Origin of the sequence: Halobacteriovorax sp. HLS, assembly GCF_004006665.1 — a bacterium.
In the GTDB taxonomy this organism is placed as follows: domain Bacteria; phylum Bdellovibrionota; class Bacteriovoracia; order Bacteriovoracales; family Bacteriovoracaceae; genus Halobacteriovorax.
Genome location: NZ_QOCL01000009.1, coordinates 434,898 through 454,954 on the forward strand (window position 1 = coordinate 434,898; position 20,057 = coordinate 454,954).

Below are 20,057 nucleotides of genomic sequence, written 5' to 3' on the forward strand. Positions count from 1 at the left end.
GTAATGGCTAAGTGGCTACTTTTTTAAAAAATCTGACCGATCTATGAACTCATGTGAAGTTCAATTAAATAATGTGAAATAGATAAAGTTTGCGAAGACGAGTTTTAATTCGTAAGTATTAAAAAAAAAAACGACGAGAGTTGAAATTGTTTAGCCACCGGTTAGTTCGGGAATAGTGACAATAAGTGTCTGCAATGAAAGAATAAAGTAACGAAATCAACTTAGCAAATTTGGTACTCAAGAGTACTCGAGCTTAGTTATAGTTTCATCTCATGATATTCCCATGACATGAATTGGTTATAAAATAGCAATGAAGCAAAAAATATCGCTTATCATATTCATTTTAGGGCTGGTTCTAGTGATTTTCTCGTTCACACTTAGAGAGTCATACGAAAAAGAGATGTATCAGTTATATATAAACCAGCAAAAAGATAGTCTTGTTAAGGGGTGGACAAAAAGCTGGCAAGATTACCTAGTGCAAAACTATAAGCAAGAATCTGACTCAAATGTTATTACAGTAAAGGTTGATCGCAATGGGAAGCTGGTTGATAAGAGTTTTTTCCCTACTAAATCAAAAAGTGAAAGTGACTGGAAGCAGTTCAATTCATTATCTAAGGTTAATCAAAAGAAGTTTCTTGAGTCCCAACTAGAAAAGAAGGGGAGCTGGGATAAGGCACTAGCTGTTAAGAGGTTGTATTCTCTGGATGGTTCTTATCAATTCAAAGAACTTAGCCTTTATGAAATGACTCTTGTTGACCAAAAAATAAAAGAGTCGGTTTCACTCATCTTTACGCAATTAAAAAATAAATCTGATTTTAGTAATATAGAAAATCGCTATACTTTTGATGATGTCTTAATGATCGCTGATAAAGATGGAGTTGTATCATTATCAGTTCCATCGCTAAACTATCTAACAAAGACGATGTTTCAAGCTTTTAGAAGTGATGCCAATGTTACTGAGATAGAGTTATCCACAAACCCTTTCAATATTCAAGTCAAGCAAGGGTTTAATCCTTTTAAGTTCAATTCTGTTAGAGAAAAAACTCTAATGGGGCTTGGTTTTGTCTTACTCTTTTTAGCTGTAGGACTTTATTTATTGGAACTTAAAAATAAACGCTTAGAGGTACTTAAAAAGGTTAGCTTCCTAAATCAGCTTGTTCATGAAGTTAAAACGCCAATAACAGGAATAAGACTTAATTCTGAATTACTTTTAAAGCATGGTCATGATGAAGAGTTAATTACAGCACTAATGAAGTCATCCAAGCGACTGAATGACTTTTTTGAAGATATTGTCCTGATAAATAAGGTAGATAAATCTCTAAATCTTTCGAGATTAAGTCTATCTGAGTTTCAGGATTACTTAGATGAAATAGTTTCTGAGTTTAAAAACAAGGTCGTTATAACCAATTTTATTCAAGATTCGGTAAATATTGATAAGGGTAGATTAAGAGTCGTTCTTAGAAACTTACTTAAAAATGCCATTAGATATGGGAAACGTGGGACATTAAAAACAGAGTTGTCAGATAATATTTTGAAGTTTCAAGTCCAAGATGAAGGTCCAGGAATTGACTTGAATGATAGTGGGAAAATTTTTGAAGAGTTCTACCGTGCAACATCAGCTAAGAACACATCACCAGATGGCCTTGGAATTGGCCTATCTATTGTAAAGAATTTAGTGACTCAAATGAATGGTGAGATTGAGCTAAAGAATCCAGGAAAGGAGCATGCTCTCTTTGAATTAAGGGTTAAGAATGAGTCATAAAATACTAGTTATTGAAGATGATGAGAATATTCAATTAGGACTTAAAAAGGCATTAGAAGCTGAATCTTTTATTGTTGAACAGGCTCTTGACGGTGAGGATGGAGTTTATCTTGCTAGAACTATTGCACCTGATTTAGTAATTTTAGACATTATGATGCCTTTCATGAATGGTTTTGAAGTCATTTCAGAATTAAGAGGTGAAGGAAGTGAGATTCCAATAATTGTTCTTTCTGCAAGAGTTGAAACTGGGGATAAAGTCCGTGGCCTCAAATTAGGGGCGGATGACTATATGGAAAAACCTTTTGCTCTTGAAGAGTTACTTGCAAGAGTTCATCGCAAATTAGGATCTTCAGTCAAAGAAGATGTCGTATTTGGAGAGTTTAATTACAGCTTAAAAACGTCTACCTTGAGAAAGTCAGATTCAGCGATTGAACTTTCAGGAAAAGAGATAAAACTAATAGAGTTTCTTTTAAAACGAGATGGACAAGTTGTTAATAGAGAACAGATTATTTCTGCGGTTTGGGGAAGTTCTTATGATGGAACTGATCGAACAGTAGATAACTTCATATTGGGCCTTCGGAAAAAGATTGGGAAAGAGCATTTAGTAACAGTAAGGGGACTTGGCTATAGGTTCATGACAAAACCATGACATGACCGTGAAATTGTGGGGATAGAGACATTCGATAATGGTTTTAACAACAAATCACTTATCGAGGAGAATAGAATGAAAAAAATGATTACAGTTACATTACTTGGCGTTGGAATGAATGTATTTGCTAACGGACTTGATGTTGCGCACCGATACCAAGATGCAATGGATGCTCATAAGGTTGAGCAAAACACCTCGCGGGCTAAAGTTATTCTTGAAGATATTCTTGGTGACATATCTAATGATCACCCATTATTTGAAGATATTTATAAGTCCTACCTTGAGTATAATGGTATGAAATCTAGTGATGACCTAGAAAAGGCCATTAAATTTGCAACAGGAAGAAAAGAATCAACATACTGTAAGGGTGTGGGTCTTGTTCACTCAAAACTATTTCACAATGATAATACTGAATCTACATTAATTTTAGGTAATGGAAATAGATCATTCTTAGATAAAGATGCATATTCAGTAATGCATGAAGGAAGATGGACTTATCAAGTTGATACTGGCTATAGAAAGCCTGTTAAGAGTGAAGTATGGATTAACTCTAGTGGCGAGAATCACTATGACATTCAAGAATTAAGACAAAGAGAGAACGGTAGAGATAAGGGTAAATACACTGCTAAATGGAGAGATGGGTCTATGTCATCATCTACGAGCAGTAATGGAAGTCCTAAAGAACCAATTCCGATGTTTTTAGGCATGGATCTTCATAGATGGGGAAATAGTGATCTTGGTTATAGAATTAATTTTAAAGTTGGAGAGACTGATAAGACTAACTCAGGTGAAGCTACATTTGGTCATGGAAGAATTCAACTAAGTGGTGAAAGGACTGTTAAAAAGCATCTTAAAAAGTACAGCGTAAAAGACTTTGATAACAAAGAAAGAAATTATAGTGACTGCTTCCTAGTTGAAACTAAAGTTAAGTTTGCTGGGATTGAAAGAAGAAAAAAGTAACTTATATTCTTAGGCGAGATCTTCGAGACTCGCCTTTTTCTAGAGTACTTCGAGTACCAAATGAGTGTCATTCCATAGAATAGAATGTACTTGAATTAAATAGAACGAAAATGCGAATTCCTATAATTAATTAATGATCCTAGCGTTTTTAAGAATTTAGATTATCTATTTGTTAATAATCTGGTAGTTCGGGCATTCTACATCGTCTTGATATTATAATTGCGAAGAATTAATCAGCTCATACATAATAAAATATTTAAATTAAATCTCTAAAATATTTAGGAATTTTATAATCCTTTAAGTCTTTAGGAATGAAAAACCTTTCTTGCTGATTAAATAAATCGGCAGAAAGGTTTTTGTTATTTCGTGGCTCAGAATCTTGTGGATCTTTTGAGTTCACATCTACAAATATTAAGGGCATTGATAGGTCATCAATAGATTCTTTTAGAATCATTAATTTACTATTTAGACTGTAAGGAGGTTTATAAAGTACAAACTCTTCAATATGTTCTTTTGGAATAACACCTGAAAAACAAAGTCCATACTTACACGCGTGACTTTGCTCTCTCATATAAAGTTGTAATAGGTTGTTCTCGGATGACTTCAAGTCATCAATCCAAATATATTCAATATAATTCTTTGGAAATAAAACAAATTGTGCACTTGTGCCCTGGCCTTTGTGACACCTCGGCCCATAAAGTATAAATCCTTGTTTAAGAAGCTCTTCTTTTTGAGGAAAAGATTCATCAATAAGTGTAAAATAGTGATTGAGTGCCATCGTCACAAAATAACCTCGTGAAAGTGTAATAACTAAAAACGATTATCTCAATTTGGCTACGAATTATAAAGCTTTAAGTGAGTGTTATTTATTATAAGTTTCGAATGTTCAGTTAAGCCTTCGTGACAATAAGTATTTGAAATGAAAGAATATAATTATTTTTTAAGACACTCTTGGTTCTGATATAAATAATAGAATGACTGAAAAAAACAAAAGTATTAGCTTATATTTATCGTGAGTACAAAGGTGATTTTCAAGCTCTTGTCTTAGATCACCCAAGTTTTTTTTTTGAGCAAAATCTATAAGTACCATCAGTGTTTTTTAAAAAGGTTAAAGATGATTAAAGGTATTATTACAAGTCTCATGTTTGTGGATAGTATACAAGAAAGTAGAGACTTTTATTGTCGCTTATTTAATATCGAACCATTTGAAGAAGATAAACTATTTTGTTCCTTCAAGTTCGCAAATACATACTTTAATCTTCATCTTGCTGATGAGAAATCTCCTAAGTCTAGAGGAGGTACTGTTGTATATTTGCATGTAGAGGATATCGATGTATTTATAGATAATGCCAAACTATTAGATATGAAGATTTATAGAGGACCACTTATAGTAGAAGAAATTGGTCGAACTATATGTCAACTTGAAGATCCTTTTGGTAATATTATAGGTATTGAGGGATAGTAAGCATCTTTACTTAGTGAATTAGGAGAGAACTTGGAAGATTGTATATTTTGCAAAATTTTAAAAGAAGAGGCACCGGCCAGCTTTGTTTTTAGAGGAGATAGAGTCAGTGCATTTATGGACTTAAATCCTATAAATAAAGGACATGTTCTAGTAGTACCTAATGAACATCATAAAAGATTTTCTAGTATCGACAATGAAACAGTTGGTGAAATGTTTAAAACTGCGCAAGTAATTCTGAAGTCTATTGAGAGCTCTAGGATACCTTGCGAAGGTGCAAATCTCTTTGTTTCTGATGGTGAAGTTGCAGGTCAAGAACCACCACATACACACTTGCATATAGCTCCACGATTTAAAGGTGATGGATATCGTATGGGATTTTCTGGTACTGCTGCTGATGAGTCGCCAAGAAATAAGCTAGACGAAACTGCTCGTTTGATCGTTGCAAATTTGTCATGAATTTCGAATCCTAAAATTTAGTAACTTAATTGTCACAAATATATAAAAACAGGAACCAAAATGGCTAAACTACTAAAACCAAAGTCTCTTTCAATTGGCGATACTATAGGAATTTTTACACCATCTTATCCGGCGTACATTCTAAATGAAGAAAAATTCCAATTAGGAATTAAAGTTATTCAAGATCTGGGCTTCAAAGTTAAACTAGGAAGTTTAACAGATCAAAGGGCGAATGAAGGTTATAGACCAGCAAGTGGTAAGGCAAGGGCCGATGAGTTTATGGCCTTATATAGAGACCCCGATGTTCGTTGCTTAATTGCGACGCTTGGTGGGATGAATTCAAATAGTATGATTCCTTACTTAGATTTTGAATATATTAGAAATAATCCTAAGATCGTTTGTGGCTATAGTGATGTGACTTCACTCCACTTAAGTATTCTTCATTATAGTGGACTAAGTACTTTCTATGGTCCTGCAATAATGAGTTGGTTTAGTGAATGGCCCAAGGGTGAGTTAGAGACTATTGAGAGTTTTTTGTCTGCTGTTTCTAAAGATACTGTTTACCCTCGTGACTTAACACCTTTTGATAAGTGGTCGAATCATTTTAGAGACTGGTCAGATGGTAGTTGGAAGACACAGAAAAGAAAATGGGAGAATAATAGTGGATGGAAAGTTCTATCGACTGGCGATGTGACAGGGGAGATTGTTGTTTGTAATCTAAATACGCTCATCTCAGCAGCAGGCACAGAGTACTTTCCTAATGTAAAGAATCGAATTCTACTAATTGAAGAGATGGCAGCGCCTTATTCCAAAGAAGAGAGAAGCTTGACACAGCTAAAGCTCATGGGAGTTTTTGATGAAATTTCTGGTCTTATTATTGGTAAGCCTGAAGTTCCAAATAGTGAAAATGCACCGTTTGATATGAATGAATTAATAATGGAGATAGTAGGTAAAAGAGACTATCCAATTGTTTCGGAGTTTGATTTGTCCCATACGTGCCCAATGCATACGCTTGCTCAACTTAGTAAAGTTCAACTTATTGCTAAGGGGAATTATGATGTTACCTTTAAGATATTGGAAAGAATGACGCTTGATTAACATTATTTGTAGTATATTCTAAACTTTTCATTTCACAATCTGTTTGCTAGCTTGACTCTGTACCATAGTACGGAGTGTATAGTATGAATATGAATGAAGCCCTAACGATTGGAAAACTTGCCGTCGCATCAAATGTAAATGTAGAAACTGTTCGCTACTATGAGAGAACAGGTATACTTAAGCAACCTAAGAAACAAGGTAGCTTTCGTTACTATTCGCAAGATTACGTGCTGAGAATAAAGTTTATTAAGCGATCTCAAGAGTTAGGATTTACTTTAAAAGAGACTAAAGAACTCTTAGATTTGAGAATTAAAGATCAGGCGAAATGCAGTGATATTCTGAATAAGACTGAAGAAAAAATCAGTGAAATAAATAAAAAAATTAAAGACTTAAAAAAAATGAAGAGATCTCTAGAAGGATTAGCTAATTGTTGTGTTGATGAAAATCAACCTTTAAGCGACTGTCCTATTCTAGATTGTTTTATCTCTTAGAGGATCATTATGAAAAAAAATATACTATTTCTTTGTACTGGAAATTCTTGTCGTTCACAAATGGCCGAAGGTTGGGGAAAATTCTTAAAATCTGAAAAGTTTAATTTCTTTTCAGCTGGAACAAAAAAGCATGGACTAAATCCTTATGCTATTAAAGTTATGAATGAAGTAGGAGTAGACATTTCTACGCACGAGTCAAATACTCCTGATGAACTTGGAGACAATAAAATGGATATTGTCTTTACAGTTTGTTCTGATGCTCATGAATCATGTCCAATTTTTCCAGGAGGAAAGATTCTTCATGTTGGCTTCGATGACCCTCCTAGATTAACTAAGCAAATGAATGATGAAGAAGAAATTCTCGCGGTATATCGTAGAGTACGTGATGAAATTAGGACTTTTGTTTCTGAAATAGAAGTTTTCACGGAGAAAGAATCATGAGTAACGAAAGTAGCAATATGGGATTCTTTGAACGTTATTTAAGTGTATGGGTTGCTCTTTGTATTGTCGTTGGGGTTGTTCTTGGGAAAATTCTTGGAGATTCAATTGGATTTTTAAGTGAGATGAATATTGCATCTGTTAATATACCGGTTGCAATACTTGTTTGGCTTATGATTTTTCCAATGATGGTCCAAATCGATTTTAGCTCGATTTTAAAAGTAGGTAAGAACCCTAAAGGCCTTGCTTTAACGATCATTATTAATTGGGTTATTAAGCCTTTTTCAATGGCCTTCTTTGCTTGGATCTTTTTTGATAAACTCTTCTTGGCCTATTTATCTCCTGAGCTTGCAAGTGAATATATTGCTGGAGCTATCTTATTAGGAGCGGCCCCTTGTACCGCGATGGTCTTTGTTTGGTCATATCTTACGAAAGGGGATCCTGAATATACTCTTGTTCAAGTCGCGATTAATGACCTAATTCTTCTTTTTGCTTTCATACCAATTGTTAAATTTCTTTTAGGTGTAACGAATATTACAATACCTTACGATACCTTAATTTCTTCAGTCGTTATATTTGTGATCGTTCCGCTAATTGCAGGATTTTTATGTAATAAGATTTTAATAAGAACTAAAGGGTTGAACTGGTTTACTAATAGCTTTATGCCGAAGTTAAAGCCTCTTTCAATTTTTGCTCTTCTCACAACTTTAGTTCTTCTCTTTGCATTTCAAGGAGAGAAAATAATTTCTTCTCCATTTAATATTCTTCTAATTGCTATACCTTTAACATTGCAAACTTACTTCATCTTCTTTATCGCATGGATCATTGGTAAGAAGATAAATCTTCCTCATTGTATTCTTTCGCCTGGAGCAATGATAGGAGCGAGCAACTTCTTTGAACTTGCAGTTGCTGTTGCTATAGCATTATTTGGACTAAATTCAGGAGCTGCTTTAGTAACTGTCGTAGGTGTTCTAATTGAAGTTCCGGTGATGTTGAGCTTAGTTAAATTATCTAATAAGTGGAGATACTAAAGTGAATTATTTAAAAGGTGAAAAATTTGAGCTTACTTTTGATCATAGCACCACTCTAGATCATAAACCTCGAGTTTTAATCCTATATGGATCTCTTCGTGATAGGTCATATTCGCGACTGCTGGCCCAAGAGTCTGCAAAAATTCTCGAATTTATGGGCGCTGAAGTTAAGATATTTAACCCTTATGGGCTCCCACTTTTTGATAATGATAAATCAATCGATCACCCGAAAGTTCAAGAGCTTAGAGAGCTTAGTCTTTGGTCTGAAGCTCAAGTTTGGTCTTCACCAGAGTTACATGGGAATATGTCTGGTGTTATGAAAACTCAGATCGACTGGATCCCTTTAACTCTTGGAGCTGTTCGACCGACCCAAGGAAAAACCTTGGCAGTTATGCAAGTTAGTGGAGGTTCTCAAAGCTTTAATGCCGTAAATAATATGAGAATTCTTGGGCGTTGGATGAGAATGATTACAATTCCAAACCAATCTTCTGTTGCTAAGGCCTATCAAGAGTTTAATGAAGATGAGTCAATGAAGGACTCTTCTTTTAGAGATAGAGTAGTAGATGTTATGGAGGAGCTTATGAGGTTTACATACCTGACAAGAAACCATTCTAAGCAACTGGTCGATCGCTACAGTGAGAGAAAAGCATAACTAGCATCTCTTGTCTTTAACTGTTTGTAATTACTCAGTTTTTAGACTTTTTTGCTATATATAATTAATTTAATATTAATTTGCCTTTACCAAAATATATAATATCATTTTACTATGAAGTTATTGGTAATTTTGCTCATTTTTATTTCTACGAATATTGTCGCTTTAGATAAGATAATCTTATCGGGCGATGATCATGGCAAATATTCGAGACGAAGTTATCCGATTGAAATCCTTAAATTAGCACTGGAAAAAACTCAAAATAAGTATGGGCCGTATTCTATTAGCTACACATTGAAAATGACTAGAGATAGAGCTCTATCACAATTAAAAAGTGGTCATATTAATGTTCATGAAGCTCCGACACGAACGCAGTGGGAGAAGGCCACGATTCCTATTTTAATTCCACTGACCAAAGGTTTGTTAGGCTATAGACTTTTCTTTATTCGTAGCAAAGATCAGAAATTATTTTCTAATATACAAAATATAGAAGACCTTAAGAAGTACAAGCCCGGACTAGGTTCTCAGTGGAGTACAACAAGGGTATTAAAAGCAGTTAAAGGTTTTGATATCGTCGAAGGCTCTACATATGAAGGCCTGTTTGCAATGCTTAACTCAGGAAGGTTTGATTTCTTTATAAGAGGTGTTAATGAAATATATGGGGAAGCGCTAAATATTGAGACAACTTATCCTGAGATATCTATTGAGAATGATTTAATCGTAAATATTCCAATGCCACTTTATCTCTTTGTTTCTAAAAAAACACCACGTTTAGCACAGAGAATTGAAGAAGGAATCCTTTTGGCCATCGATGATGGTAGTTTTGATGAAGTCTTTAATAAATATCATAAAGAGAGTATTTTAAAGGCCAACTTTTCAAAGAGACGTTTTATTCATATTGGTAACCCGTTACACGAAATATCCAAAAAGTATCAGGGTACCAAATATTGGCTAAGTGTCGAACAGTTAAAAAAGTATAAATAGTCTCTAAGCTTACTCGCTAAAATTTGAATCTAAACTAATTTGTCTTCTTCTTTTCGTTAAGTTTCTTTATCTCCTCTTCAATTCTAGAGATATTTAAAAGTAGTTTTTTTGAATTTCTAATAACCGCCATATTTGCTCCATTTGTTTTGATGGTGATATTTTAGTTTGATCTTTCAAACAGTATCGGATACATTTCTACTAACTTTAGTTATTAAGCATTATTTATTAAGTAAGTTATTGAAACTACATGGAGTTGATTATGAAATTTTCCTTATTATGCCTTTCTCTTTTTCTAAGTTTATCGAGCTATTCACAAGTGAAGCTCATTGATATCGGAGTAATTGGCCTAGCGTCTCATGACATGTTTACTTGGGATAAGGATAGCCAGACGAATTTAGAAAATGGAAGACTAGACCTGAGTACTATATTTGATTACGAAAATGGAGGTCGTTGGGAGCAAGGTGGAAATCCAAAAAATGCAGAGAATGCTCCTGTGTGGTCTATAACTAAAAGACTAGTTAATTTTTATAAATCTCAACTTGAACAAGTAGATCCTGTAGAAGCGAGACTTAGGACTGTTGAACTTTTTCACAGCTTAATCGAAGAGTCTTTTACAAGAATGTCTGGCCTAGAGTTTCCTCATCAAGCAATAGATGATGATGTTACAAACACTGAACAAGCTGTGCTAAGAGCACTTCATGATATTCTTCCAGGAAGAGTTAAGACTTATAGAGGCAGATTATTTCCTCTAAAAGAATTTGCGTTGACTAATTTTGTTTTTGCAAAATTCTATCTTAACGAAGAAGAGCTAGATCAAAGTATTAGTTACTACAATGGTGACTATGATGAAGAATATAAGAAAATTAAAATTCCATTTAGTAGGAAGACTGTTAATTTAAAAGAGGTCGATAAATCTTTTATAGAGAACTTCTCAAGCTTTAGTCATCAAGAGATGCTAGATGAACTTGCAAGCGTTGGTAGGGGAGATTCTCGAATCTCTGAGGTTTCATTTATTAATCATTTTAAAGAACTCTTTGCTAAAGGAGTTTGCTCTAAAGGCAATAAGTGGATTAGAAATAAATTAATCTGCTTATAATAAAAAAGGTAGGGGGTCTAAACTCCCTACGCTTTTTTTACAACTGAACACTTAAGATACATTGAACCGTGACCGTCAATTTTACAAGAAATATCATGGTCGTTAACTGGCTCATCTAGTAATCTAATATTTTTAACTTTTGTTCCAGATTTAATAGTACTCTTACCAGCTTTGAGGTCTCTGATAACTGTGACGCTATCCCCATCTTGTAATTTGTTTCCATTTGAATCCAAGAACTTTTCGAGCACTTCTTCTTCTGTCTCAACACTAAGGCTCCACTCGTGAAAGCACTCTGGGCAAATCCATAATTGACCGTCAGTATATCCGTATTGAGAGTTACATTTTGGGCAGGGCTTATTATCATCAGACATTGTTATTTTCCTCTTTTTATTTTGAACAAATACTACCTACTCACCTAAAGATCGTCTAGCTTGAATTGGGCCAGGTCATGAAGCCTGAATTTAGATAGTTGGCCATTTTATCATGTCTAAGACTTAGGCAATTTTTCTCTAATATGGTTAAATTTACATTTATATATATGCACAGATTGATTTCAAGTAGGATTTATTTAGCTTTTATAAATTAATCTAAGGAATCTATTGTGAAAAAAATGATCTTTTTTGGTTCTCTATTACTATCTACATACTCGTTGGCAGGCATTGATTCAATTGAAGTTGGTGGAACTTTCATTAATGATGAAGGTTGTAGAGTCTATCAGGTGAATTGTTCAAACTTTGAAGCTGAAGATGGTGAGAATTATAACTCATGTCGCTTTGAAGTTTTTGTTAAAGGGAAATCTGTCGCTAGACTTGGAAAAGGTGGAAAGATTGTATTTGCAAATAACAAGAAAATAATTGCAGAAGATAAGGGTTTTAGATCATCTCTTAGCATTCCAACATTTGTTAATGTTAAAGCTCAGATGACGATTACAAACACATATATTGATCGCGGAACTTATCCTGAACTTTCGGTAAATGGATTTGACCTAGTGGTAACTAAAGGTGTTTTGGGCCGTGAAGTTGTTCGCTGTAATAATCTAGTTTGGGAAGAGAGCGAAATTTAGTTTTCTTTATTAGTACGAGGAGAGTTAACATTTAATCTCCTCGTGTACCTTCTTAGTTATTTAAAGAGTACTTCTTTCTAGCAATCTGCAGCTTCTTATAACTTTCAATTAGTTTTAAATGCTTATCAAGCCCTGTTAAGTTCATATCTGTTTTTGAAAGACCGTAGAATTTAACTTCTCCTGAAATGGTTTTTAAGACAGTACTAACTAAGTCTTCACCATACATTCTTGTAAGCGAAGGGAGGTAATTGTTCATGTCTAGTTCAGGCCCAATTTCGATATCAAGTACAATATTTAAAGCTTGGTAATACTTCTTTCTCTCAGATGAGTTATCATTAAAAGTTAAGAACATTTCAACATATTCTTTAGCTTCTTCAAACCTCTTTAAAGCTAGAAGACATAGGCACTTTAGTTCTCCAATATCTAATTGTCCCCAAACTGTATTTTCGTCAAACGCGATACCTATGATCTCAGATATTCTTGTATAGTTGTCTATTTCGCTATTCTCAAGCTTCCACACTAATTTAGAAAGAACCTTATCACTCAGAGAGTGAACTTTTAGAATCTCTTCCCTAAACTCTAGAGATACGTTATGGTTGTCCCAAACTAGGTCTTCGACTTGGTAGATCTCTGAGTAGTTAGGAACTAGAATTCTACAGGCCTTTGAGCCAAGCTCCTCATAGTCAGCAATATAAACTTCTTTACCCATTTCTTTTAAGATATTCATTAAATATTCATATTCTTGGGCCGTTGTTCCAGAAAAGTCCCAATGAACAAAATCAAAATCACTCTCTTCGCTAAAAAACTTCCAAGAAACTACACCTGTAGAGTCGATGAAGTGATCAACAATATTATTATGTTCTTTGACAGCAAATTCATTAAAAGTCGGTGCTGGGACGTCGTTTAGGCCTTCAAAACTTCTTCCTTGTAAAAGCTCAGTAAGGCTTCTCTCTAGTGCTACTTCAAACTTTGGATGGGCGCCAAAGGAAGCAAAAACTCCTCCATTTTTAGGATTCATGAGGGTTACACACATTACTGGAAACTTTCCACCAAGAGAGGCATCTTTAACTACGACTGGATAGCCAACCTCTTCAAGTTTCTTTATTCCTTCTAGGATCGATGGGTATTTTTCTAAAGTTTTTTGATCTACTGTAGGTAGAGTTATTTCATTTGAAATAATCTCATTCTTTACAGCTCTTTCAAATATTTCGGAAAGGCATTGTACTCGAGCTTCATAGATTGTATTACCTGCACTCATACCATTACTTACGAAAAGATTTCCTATTAGATTGACTGGTATAAAGACAGCTTCATTATCTGACTGTCTGTAGTATGGCAGGGCGCAAATACCTCGTTCTTTATTTCCAGAATTGGTATCGATGAGGTGATGTGCCTTCAGTTCTCCATCATTGTCATAACATTCAAGTAGATACTCATCCATTAGTCCGGCCGGAATAGAGTCATCACTTGGAGTCGGAAACCATTTTTCACTAGGGTAGTGTACAAACTCTGCGTTACTTAATTCTTCACCAAGATAGAAATCATTATAAAAATAATTTGTACTTATTCTCTCAAGGTATTCTCCAAGAGCAGAGCAAAGGGCAGAATCTTTAGATGCACCTTTACCGTTAGTAAAGCACATTGGAGAGTCAGCATCTCTTATGTGAACAGACCACACATTAGGAACTTGATTTCTCCATGAAGCAATCTCTATTTTGATCCCAAGATCAGATAGAAGTTTTGTCATCGTCTCAATTGTTTGTTCTAGGGAGCAGTCTTTCCCCAGAATCATTGTTTGTTCACCATCTTTTGAAGAAGTTTCATAGATTAATGTATCATCAACCCCTAAAGTATTTAATGTTTCGATGTCAAACTTTGGAGATGCTTGTATTGTTTTCTTAACTGTGCATCTATCTATTGAGCGAAGAATTCCTTCACGATCCTTTTCTGAAATACTTTCAGGAAGCTCAACTTTTATGTGAAAAGTTTGATCGTATCTATTTTCAGGATTTATTATATTGTCTTGGCTTAGCTTTATATCTTCTGTTGGTATCCCTCTAGCGATACAATAGACTTTTACAAAGTATGCTGCACAAAGAGCAGAAGAAGCTAGGAAGTAGTCAAATGGACTTGGTGCTGTCCCATCGCCTTTGTATCGAATTGGTTGATCAGTTATGATGCTAAAGTCATCGAAGTTAGCTTCAAGCCTAAGGTTGTCTAAGAATTTTACGTTAATTTGCATGATTATATCTATCTCTATTGGTACAGACTTTACAGGGGGACAACTCAATAGAGTAATAATTACAGTTGTTTGTAAAGACTTACGTTTATTTGATTTAAACGTAAGTCTTTGAATGTTAAAGGCCTACAAAGTTTTCAAAGCGGATTGGACGTCTTCCATTTGAGAAAGCTGTTTTGAATGATGGTAGATTGTCGGCATCTATCGTTCCCCACACAAATTTCGCATCTTCTGAAAAACTAGTTAGAAATTTTCTCTGAATGGCCTTTGCTAGACCTTTTCCCTTCCATGTCTTTGAGATGAAGATTTCGTTAAAGTAAATCCCTGGCATCCCAAGAAAATCACTTCTTATTGCAGCAATTAGACCAATCAATTCTCCTTTGTAAAAAACGGATTTTAAGAGGTTTTGCTCGATGGACTCTTGCATGGTTTCCATGGAATTCAGCGAAACTTTTTCTTTTAGATGAGAATTTTCTAGGTGAAATTCTTCATATCCTTTTGAAAACCATTCATAGTAATCATTATTATCTATGTTCTTAAATGTTAAATTTCTCTCTTCTTTCCAGGCCGTTGTATCCTCTATCGTCTCCATCTTCGCTACCATATAGGTGCTACACACAAGTTCACACTTTATAGGCATAGCTGTATGAAACGAGATATAGCGTGGAGCAAAACTCGATAGTTCTTCTTCGATCAACTGATAGCACTCTAGTGCTTGCTTAGAGGTTTCGATTGAGAAATTTGACCTAAGTTGAACAAATGGAAAATCCTTATTCCCATTAAAGTGTCTAATCCCATAAATGAAAGATTTTTTCTTGTCTATATTATAGATGTGCTCCTTATAAGAATCGGTTGTTGTTCCTTCTATTTTAAAGTAGTTAAATCTCGCCTCTTTTGTTTCTAAAGAATTTAGATCCTCAAAGTCCTCTTGAATTTCTTTTGAAAGATATTCAATTGCCAGACTCGTACTTATGTCTAAACCTTCTAAATTATACGTGTTAAATTCTGCTCTCGAAAATGAAAGCAGCCGTTCATTGTTTAATGTCAATGTATTACCCTTGTTTAAATTTGATAACTTTGTTTAAGAGTAACTTGAATGAATTTTACTTTGAGAATTCCAAGTTAGCTCTGTCTAATTTTGAATAAATATTTGTCATAAGAGCCTCCTCGTTTGGAAAGAATCGTTAATAATTTTAGCACATATCTACAAGAATATTTTTATTAAAGCAACTTATTTGAGTAAATAAGTATTTGAGAGTAAATATCCATTTGCTGTATTTGAATCGAAACTTGTACTTCTTTATCCATGTATAGTACTTGCAATTGCTTTTGATTATCTGCAAGGGCCTCCAGTCGTAGAGAGGCATCAGTAAAGTTCTTAAGTAGTAGGTCGCAATCTATTTCTTCGTTGAGCATTATGTGAAGTTGCGTAGAAGATGGTGTCTCTATTTCACAAGACATTGAGTTGCATGAATACATTAAAAAGAGTGTCAAAATTATATATTTCATACACAAATATATAGCATATAGATTTTTTTATTTTAAGTATTTATTAATGATTGAATCATATAGACCACTTTTCTTTATCTCGACTAGGCCCGAATTAAAATCATCCCTTAAAGTAGGACTGTTGAAGATAGGTCTATAGTCTAGTGGATCAACTTTGCTAAAGGTATGAATAGTATATTCTTTGTCAGTGATTAACTTCTTTTGAAGTAATTTAGCCTTATAGTATTTAAAAATACTTATATCTGTTAGGGCAAGATCGTAACGTTCTTTAAAGAGAAGTTTTACTTGTACTTCTTGGTCATTTTTTTCAAAGTAAAGTTGGTCGTCTAATTTTTGTGAAATCCAGTGCGGATATCTCTTATGCGCGCCTTGGAATGATATAATTGTTAAATTCTTAATATCTTCAGGGCGTTTAATAATAAAATTATTCTTTTTAAGTGATACGAAAACATTATTATAAAATACAGCAGGTTGAGCATAGTGACCATTAAAGTGAGTTAGGTCTACACCTAAATCAGACATGGTCGCATCTACTTCTTTTTGTTTGAATGCATAGGTAATTCGAGAAAGTGGATAGTATATTGGGATGAGCTTGTGTCCTTTGACAGCCAGGGCCGCTCTTATTACTTCAATTTCGATGCCGCTATCTGTTTCGGGAAAGCAAAATGGTGGAATCTTCTCACCAAATGCCATACGTACTTGGACTGCATTGCTATGAAGCGATATAAGAAAGAAGAAAAAGAAAGTAATTAAGCGCATTGTGTTCCTATTTGTTCACTCATTCTACGCTTCAGTGGTCTTAAGATAAATGATATTTGTCATTTATTATGCGGAATTGAATATTTCTTAAGGTTGAGAGGATTGTTCTTTGTTTTGTAGAGAGCTTCTGTAGTCAGCGACAGCAACTTCTTTTTGATTCTTTAAGTTTTGAAGCTTTAGTAAAACTTCTTGAATTCTCTCTTGTGATTTGTAAGATTTTATTACCTTTTCATTTAGTGATGAATCAGCAATGACTAATTCATTTTTTAAGATCTGTTTAGTAAGACCTTTTGAAATGAATAGTGGGTTATTTACCTGGTGACAGAGCTCTGAAAATATTGAGTCTACCTGCTTTCTATTTTCGATTTCTTGTTCTAGTTCAATTTTATCAAAGCTATCGAACATAAATTTTCGATATTGTTTAATTGCTATAAATTTAAATACTGCGTAGCTTGCATAATTTGAAATTTGCTTAATTAAAAGACTCGAAGAGTGATCAAAAGGTAAGTAGTTTAGTGTGAAGAAGACACTTGTTAGAAAAAGTTCTAGTGAAAGAGCATGCTTCATTCTAATGGGAGTAAATGTTAATTGTAATAGTGAGACAATTAAAAGACCAAAGTAATAGTCACTCGTAATTCCCCCTAGGAGATAGCTGATGACAGAGACACCAACTCCAGCAAATCCAAAAGTGATGAGCGACATGAGCTCAATATTATGAGTTTTGTTTTTTCGAAGAAAGAGATAAACGAAAAATGTCGGTAATATAAAGATAATTCGGACTGCAAGAAATAGAAATAAACTTCTATGAGATAAGGACGCGTCAATAAAGGCCAATAGTATAAAAACAACACAAGCTATTGGTGCCATCGTTATAAAGTTGGTACGCAATAAATTATCTAGCATTAAACTTTTTTTATTTGCAACGAAGTCCATCTAAGAGTAATCCTTCAAGCTGTATGAGAGCAGGGCATTTTATCGCTTCACTCTAAATAAGTCTTGTACTATTTTACAAGGTCTGGATTATGATAAATATTATGTTTGATAAAGCAAACAATTATTGTATATCTTATATATTAATATTAGTGGGGCAGCGGATGAACTCTCAAGTACTTGTAAATATAAAAGTAGGCATTAAGGTTAAAATAGATGAAATCAACTCTGATGAAGCTACGCAGTTGAAACTTCTATCATTAGGTATTCTTCCTGGAGACACTTTAGAAGTCACTGGGCGTAGCTTATTTGGTGGACCAATCTCAATGAAACATGAGAATGGTACTTTCTTTGCTTTAAGACGTTCTCACGCTTCGTTAATAAAAGTTACTTCGATTTAATAAGGATACTTATAAGTGAAAACCGTTCTTTTAGTTGGATTTCCTAATTCTGGAAAATCTACTATTTTTAACTCTCTATCAGGTCAATTTCGTAAAGTTTCAAACTACTCAGGCATCACGGTTGATTCAGCTGTTGGTGATTTCGTAACTAATAAAAGTAATGAAACTAGGCTTCAAGTTGTTGATCTCCCAGGTATTTATAATCTCATCCCATCGAGTATGGATGAAGCAGTCACTACCGCAAGTATTCTGGGTCTTAGTAAGAATATTGAGAATTATCATCTGATTGCTTTAACAATTGATTTGCATAGATTTGAGGCCAGTCTTTCTTTGGCCCTTGCACTAAAAGATGTTGTCGGAAGTAGGCTTGTCTTAATTGTTAATAAGGATGATAGTAAACAGATTCAACTAGACCAAAAGAAAAAGCTTGAAGAGCTTAGTGGCCTAAAAGTTATTACAATGTCGGCCAAACATGACTCGCCAAGTGATTTAGATACGTTCATTAGAGAGAATGTCGGTGAAGATCCGATTACTCCATCTCATGATTTTGTTATAGGTGGTGCTCATATTGATTTGCTTTCTAGTATCATCGATAGTGAGAAGGTTGTTGTAAAGTCAAATTCTGAAATCTTTGATTCTGTAAGTTATCACCACCAAAGAGCGAGAGAAATTTCTCGTGAAGTTTTAAGTCGAAGTGAAGATGATTTAAAATTCACAACTAAATTAGATAAAATTCTTATACATCCTTTCTTTGGAAGTATTGTTTTCATCGCAATATTCTACCTTATCTTTCACTCCATCTACACTTGGTCTGGGCCACTAATGGATCTTATCGATGGAGGAGTATCGAGTTTTGCTGAATATGTTGGAGCAATTGTTCCAGATGGTGCAATAAATAGCTTGCTTACTGATGGTATTATCGCTGGAGTTGGAGGGGTCGTAATATTTCTTCCGCAGATCATGATTTTATTTTTCCTACTAAGTCTTTTAGAGCAATCTGGATATATTGCTAGGGCGGCGGTAATGACTGATAAGGTTATGGGGTACTTTGGATTAAATGGGAAGGCCTTTCTACCTTATATTTCTGGGTTTGCATGTTCTATTCCTGGTATCATGGCGGCAAGAACAATCCCTGATAAGAGAGAGAGAATGGCGACAATTATGACGTTGCCAATGATTACATGTAGTGCAAGGCTTCCTGTTTATGTTCTACTTATTGGGACTTTTGTTCCTGAAAAGACTGTTTTAGGCATATTTAATGCCCAAGCACTGTCTTTCTTTTTCTTGTATTTTCTAGGTAGCTTCTTTGCCTTAGTCGTCGCTAAAGTGTTTCGACTAACATTTTATAAGGGAGAGTCTTCAAACTTTATTATTGACCTGCCTGTGTATCAAAGACCTCAGTTCAGACTGGCCTTAAAAAATTCATTTACAAAAGGTAAGCTATTTTTAAAGAAAGCTGGAACTGTAATCCTAGGACTATCTATCTTAATCTGGTTCGCCTCAACATATCCCTCTCCTAATGTAGAGTTAGTTAAAGATAAGAGCGATAGTGAGGTTGCATCTATTACACTTGAACACTCTGCTCTAGGCTCAATCGGAAGATCTATCGAGCCAGTTCTTAAGCCAATTGGAATGGATTGGAAAATGGGCGTAGGCCTTCTCGTTGCGATGGGAGCAAGGGAGCTATTTGTTTCAACTTTAGGAACTATTTATGCTCTTGGTGATGTTGATGAGGAATCTACTGGACTAAGAGATAGAATGAAATCTGAAATAAATCCTGAGACAGGCCTACCAACTTATAACTTGGCCGTTGCGTGGTCGATTCTCATATTCTTTGTCTTTGCTCTACAATGTACTTCTACTTTGGCCATTTTAAAGAAAGAGACTGAAGGATGGAAAATTCCTACTATTATGTTCTCTTACATGACAGTTCTGGCCTATATAGGATCTTTTGTAGCTTATAATCTTTTATCTTAGACATTCTCTTTTTTACTTTCTTGATTTTCGGTCAAGAAAGTAAAATTAAGTGTAACAAAATATGATTAATGTTCACTTATTTGAAACATATGGAGAG

General features: G+C 34.5%; 22 protein-coding genes. 15 read left to right on the forward strand and 7 right to left on the reverse strand.

The window, feature by feature from the left end; genetic code table 11:
- The first annotated feature begins 310 nt into the window (after positions 1-310).
- From DPQ89_RS11730 to DPQ89_RS11740, 3 genes are all read left to right on the forward strand, one after another.
- The gene (locus DPQ89_RS11730) at positions 311-1,762 is read left to right on the forward strand and encodes a HAMP domain-containing sensor histidine kinase (protein ID WP_127717134.1); all 1,452 of its coding nucleotides are present in this window, start codon (positions 311-313) and stop codon (positions 1,760-1,762) included.
- Positions 1,752-2,411 carry a response regulator transcription factor gene (locus DPQ89_RS11735; protein WP_127717135.1) on the forward strand — a complete coding sequence of 220 codons (660 nt, stop codon included), beginning with the start codon at positions 1,752-1,754 and terminating at the stop codon, positions 2,409-2,411. The genes DPQ89_RS11730 and DPQ89_RS11735 overlap by 11 nt, the downstream gene beginning before the upstream one ends.
- Positions 2,412-2,486: 75 nt before the next feature.
- A complete protein-coding gene (locus DPQ89_RS11740; protein WP_127717137.1) occupies positions 2,487-3,371 on the forward strand; it encodes a hypothetical protein in 885 nt (294 codons plus the stop codon).
- 256 nt (positions 3,372-3,627) lie between these two features.
- On the opposite strand, the gene DPQ89_RS11745 is transcribed toward DPQ89_RS11740, so the two are convergent.
- Positions 3,628-4,149 carry a hypothetical protein gene (locus tag DPQ89_RS11745; RefSeq protein ID WP_127717139.1) on the reverse strand — a complete coding sequence of 174 codons (522 nt, stop codon included), beginning with the start codon at positions 4,147-4,149 and terminating at the stop codon, positions 3,628-3,630.
- A gap of 336 nt (positions 4,150-4,485) precedes the next feature.
- Between DPQ89_RS11745 and DPQ89_RS11750 the strand changes: the two genes are divergently transcribed.
- The 9 genes from DPQ89_RS11750 (at position 4,486) to DPQ89_RS11790 (ending at position 11,082) form a co-directional block, all read left to right on the forward strand.
- Positions 4,486-4,833, forward strand: a complete 348-nt coding sequence (locus DPQ89_RS11750; protein WP_127717141.1) for a VOC family protein — start codon at positions 4,486-4,488, stop codon at positions 4,831-4,833.
- Between the two features lie 33 nt (positions 4,834-4,866).
- The gene (locus DPQ89_RS11755; RefSeq protein WP_127717143.1) at positions 4,867-5,292 is read left to right on the forward strand and encodes an HIT family protein; all 426 of its coding nucleotides are present in this window, start codon (positions 4,867-4,869) and stop codon (positions 5,290-5,292) included.
- Positions 5,293-5,352: 60 nt separating this feature from the next.
- Complete coding sequence (locus tag DPQ89_RS11760) at positions 5,353-6,390, forward strand: S66 peptidase family protein (protein WP_127717144.1); 1,038 nt, start codon at positions 5,353-5,355, stop codon at positions 6,388-6,390.
- 83 nt (positions 6,391-6,473) lie between these two features.
- Positions 6,474-6,881, forward strand: coding sequence for a MerR family DNA-binding protein (locus DPQ89_RS11765; RefSeq protein WP_127717145.1), 408 nt, complete (start codon positions 6,474-6,476; stop codon positions 6,879-6,881).
- A 9-nt stretch (positions 6,882-6,890) separates the two neighbouring features.
- Positions 6,891-7,322: an arsenate reductase ArsC gene (locus tag DPQ89_RS11770; protein WP_127717147.1), complete on the forward strand. Its 432-nt coding sequence runs from the start codon at positions 6,891-6,893 to the stop codon at positions 7,320-7,322.
- Positions 7,319-8,350, forward strand: a complete 1,032-nt coding sequence (gene arsB / locus DPQ89_RS11775; RefSeq protein ID WP_206611166.1) for an ACR3 family arsenite efflux transporter — start codon at positions 7,319-7,321, stop codon at positions 8,348-8,350. Before DPQ89_RS11770 ends, arsB begins: the two co-directional genes overlap by 4 nt.
- A 1-nt stretch (position 8,351) precedes the next feature.
- On the forward strand, positions 8,352-9,002 hold the full coding sequence (gene arsH / locus DPQ89_RS11780; protein ID WP_127717148.1) for an arsenical resistance protein ArsH: 651 nt from the start codon (positions 8,352-8,354) through the stop codon (positions 9,000-9,002).
- A 114-nt stretch (positions 9,003-9,116) separates the two neighbouring features.
- Complete coding sequence (locus DPQ89_RS11785; protein ID WP_127717149.1) at positions 9,117-9,986, forward strand: ABC transporter substrate-binding protein; 870 nt, start codon at positions 9,117-9,119, stop codon at positions 9,984-9,986.
- Between the two features lie 259 nt (positions 9,987-10,245).
- Entirely contained in the window at positions 10,246-11,082 is an 837-nt protein-coding gene (locus DPQ89_RS11790) for a hypothetical protein (protein WP_127717150.1), read from the forward strand.
- A 26-nt stretch (positions 11,083-11,108) separates the two neighbouring features.
- On the opposite strand, the gene DPQ89_RS11795 is transcribed toward DPQ89_RS11790, so the two are convergent.
- On the reverse strand, positions 11,109-11,453 hold the full coding sequence (locus tag DPQ89_RS11795) for a zinc ribbon domain-containing protein YjdM (RefSeq protein ID WP_127717151.1): 345 nt from the start codon (positions 11,451-11,453) through the stop codon (positions 11,109-11,111).
- Between the two features lie 230 nt (positions 11,454-11,683).
- Here DPQ89_RS11795 and DPQ89_RS11800 point away from each other — a divergent pair, with 230 nt between their 5' ends.
- On the forward strand, positions 11,684-12,145 hold the full coding sequence (locus DPQ89_RS11800) for a hypothetical protein (protein WP_127717152.1): 462 nt from the start codon (positions 11,684-11,686) through the stop codon (positions 12,143-12,145).
- Positions 12,146-12,197: 52 nt separating this feature from the next.
- On the opposite strand, the gene DPQ89_RS11805 is transcribed toward DPQ89_RS11800, so the two are convergent.
- From DPQ89_RS11805 to DPQ89_RS11825, 5 genes are all read right to left on the reverse strand, one after another.
- Positions 12,198-14,387 (reverse strand): OsmC domain/YcaO domain-containing protein, encoded by a 2,190-nt coding sequence (locus tag DPQ89_RS11805; RefSeq protein WP_127717154.1) that lies wholly within the window; start codon positions 14,385-14,387, stop codon positions 12,198-12,200.
- Positions 14,388-14,502: 115 nt separating this feature from the next.
- The gene (locus DPQ89_RS11810) at positions 14,503-15,432 is read right to left on the reverse strand and encodes a hypothetical protein (RefSeq protein ID WP_127717155.1); all 930 of its coding nucleotides are present in this window, start codon (positions 15,430-15,432) and stop codon (positions 14,503-14,505) included.
- 173 nt (positions 15,433-15,605) lie between these two features.
- Entirely contained in the window at positions 15,606-15,893 is a 288-nt protein-coding gene (locus DPQ89_RS11815; RefSeq protein ID WP_127717157.1) for a hypothetical protein, read from the reverse strand.
- Positions 15,894-15,920: 27 nt separating this feature from the next.
- Complete coding sequence (locus DPQ89_RS11820; RefSeq protein ID WP_127717159.1) at positions 15,921-16,652, reverse strand: ABC transporter substrate-binding protein; 732 nt, start codon at positions 16,650-16,652, stop codon at positions 15,921-15,923.
- Positions 16,653-16,739: 87 nt separating this feature from the next.
- Positions 16,740-17,585 (reverse strand): hypothetical protein, encoded by an 846-nt coding sequence (locus tag DPQ89_RS11825; protein WP_127717161.1) that lies wholly within the window; start codon positions 17,583-17,585, stop codon positions 16,740-16,742.
- A gap of 161 nt (positions 17,586-17,746) precedes the next feature.
- On the opposite strand from DPQ89_RS11825, the gene DPQ89_RS11830 reads away from it, so the two are divergent.
- The gene (locus DPQ89_RS11830) at positions 17,747-17,983 is read left to right on the forward strand and encodes a FeoA family protein (protein WP_164848374.1); all 237 of its coding nucleotides are present in this window, start codon (positions 17,747-17,749) and stop codon (positions 17,981-17,983) included.
- 15 nt (positions 17,984-17,998) lie between these two features.
- The gene (gene feoB / locus DPQ89_RS11835; RefSeq protein ID WP_127717164.1) at positions 17,999-19,960 is read left to right on the forward strand and encodes a ferrous iron transport protein B; all 1,962 of its coding nucleotides are present in this window, start codon (positions 17,999-18,001) and stop codon (positions 19,958-19,960) included.
- Positions 19,961-20,057 lie beyond the last annotated feature (97 nt).

Excerpts from the sequence above, each read along its gene's own strand:
- DPQ89_RS11730 (WP_127717134.1), top strand. The coding sequence starts at position 311 with ATGAAGCAAAAAATATCGCTTATCATATTCATTTTAGGGCTGGTTCTA.
- DPQ89_RS11735 (WP_127717135.1), top strand. The coding sequence starts at position 1,752 with ATGAGTCATAAAATACTAGTTATTGAAGATGATGAGAATATTCAATTA.
- DPQ89_RS11740 (WP_127717137.1), top strand. The coding sequence starts at position 2,487 with ATGAAAAAAATGATTACAGTTACATTACTTGGCGTTGGAATGAATGTA.
- DPQ89_RS11745 (WP_127717139.1), bottom strand. The coding sequence starts at position 4,149 with ATGGCACTCAATCACTATTTTACACTTATTGATGAATCTTTTCCTCAA.
- DPQ89_RS11750 (WP_127717141.1), top strand. The coding sequence starts at position 4,486 with ATGATTAAAGGTATTATTACAAGTCTCATGTTTGTGGATAGTATACAA.
- DPQ89_RS11760 (WP_127717144.1), top strand. The coding sequence starts at position 5,353 with ATGGCTAAACTACTAAAACCAAAGTCTCTTTCAATTGGCGATACTATA.
- DPQ89_RS11765 (WP_127717145.1), top strand. The coding sequence starts at position 6,474 with ATGAATATGAATGAAGCCCTAACGATTGGAAAACTTGCCGTCGCATCA.
- DPQ89_RS11770 (WP_127717147.1), top strand. The coding sequence starts at position 6,891 with ATGAAAAAAAATATACTATTTCTTTGTACTGGAAATTCTTGTCGTTCA.
- arsB (WP_206611166.1), top strand. The coding sequence starts at position 7,319 with ATGAGTAACGAAAGTAGCAATATGGGATTCTTTGAACGTTATTTAAGT.
- DPQ89_RS11785 (WP_127717149.1), top strand. The coding sequence starts at position 9,117 with ATGAAGTTATTGGTAATTTTGCTCATTTTTATTTCTACGAATATTGTC.
- DPQ89_RS11790 (WP_127717150.1), top strand. The coding sequence starts at position 10,246 with ATGAAATTTTCCTTATTATGCCTTTCTCTTTTTCTAAGTTTATCGAGC.
- DPQ89_RS11795 (WP_127717151.1), bottom strand. The coding sequence starts at position 11,453 with ATGTCTGATGATAATAAGCCCTGCCCAAAATGTAACTCTCAATACGGA.
- DPQ89_RS11805 (WP_127717154.1), bottom strand. The coding sequence starts at position 14,387 with ATGCAAATTAACGTAAAATTCTTAGACAACCTTAGGCTTGAAGCTAAC.
- DPQ89_RS11815 (WP_127717157.1), bottom strand. The coding sequence starts at position 15,893 with ATGAAATATATAATTTTGACACTCTTTTTAATGTATTCATGCAACTCA.
- DPQ89_RS11820 (WP_127717159.1), bottom strand. The coding sequence starts at position 16,652 with ATGCGCTTAATTACTTTCTTTTTCTTCTTTCTTATATCGCTTCATAGC.
- DPQ89_RS11825 (WP_127717161.1), bottom strand. The coding sequence starts at position 17,585 with ATGGACTTCGTTGCAAATAAAAAAAGTTTAATGCTAGATAATTTATTG.
- DPQ89_RS11830 (WP_164848374.1), top strand. The coding sequence starts at position 17,747 with ATGAACTCTCAAGTACTTGTAAATATAAAAGTAGGCATTAAGGTTAAA.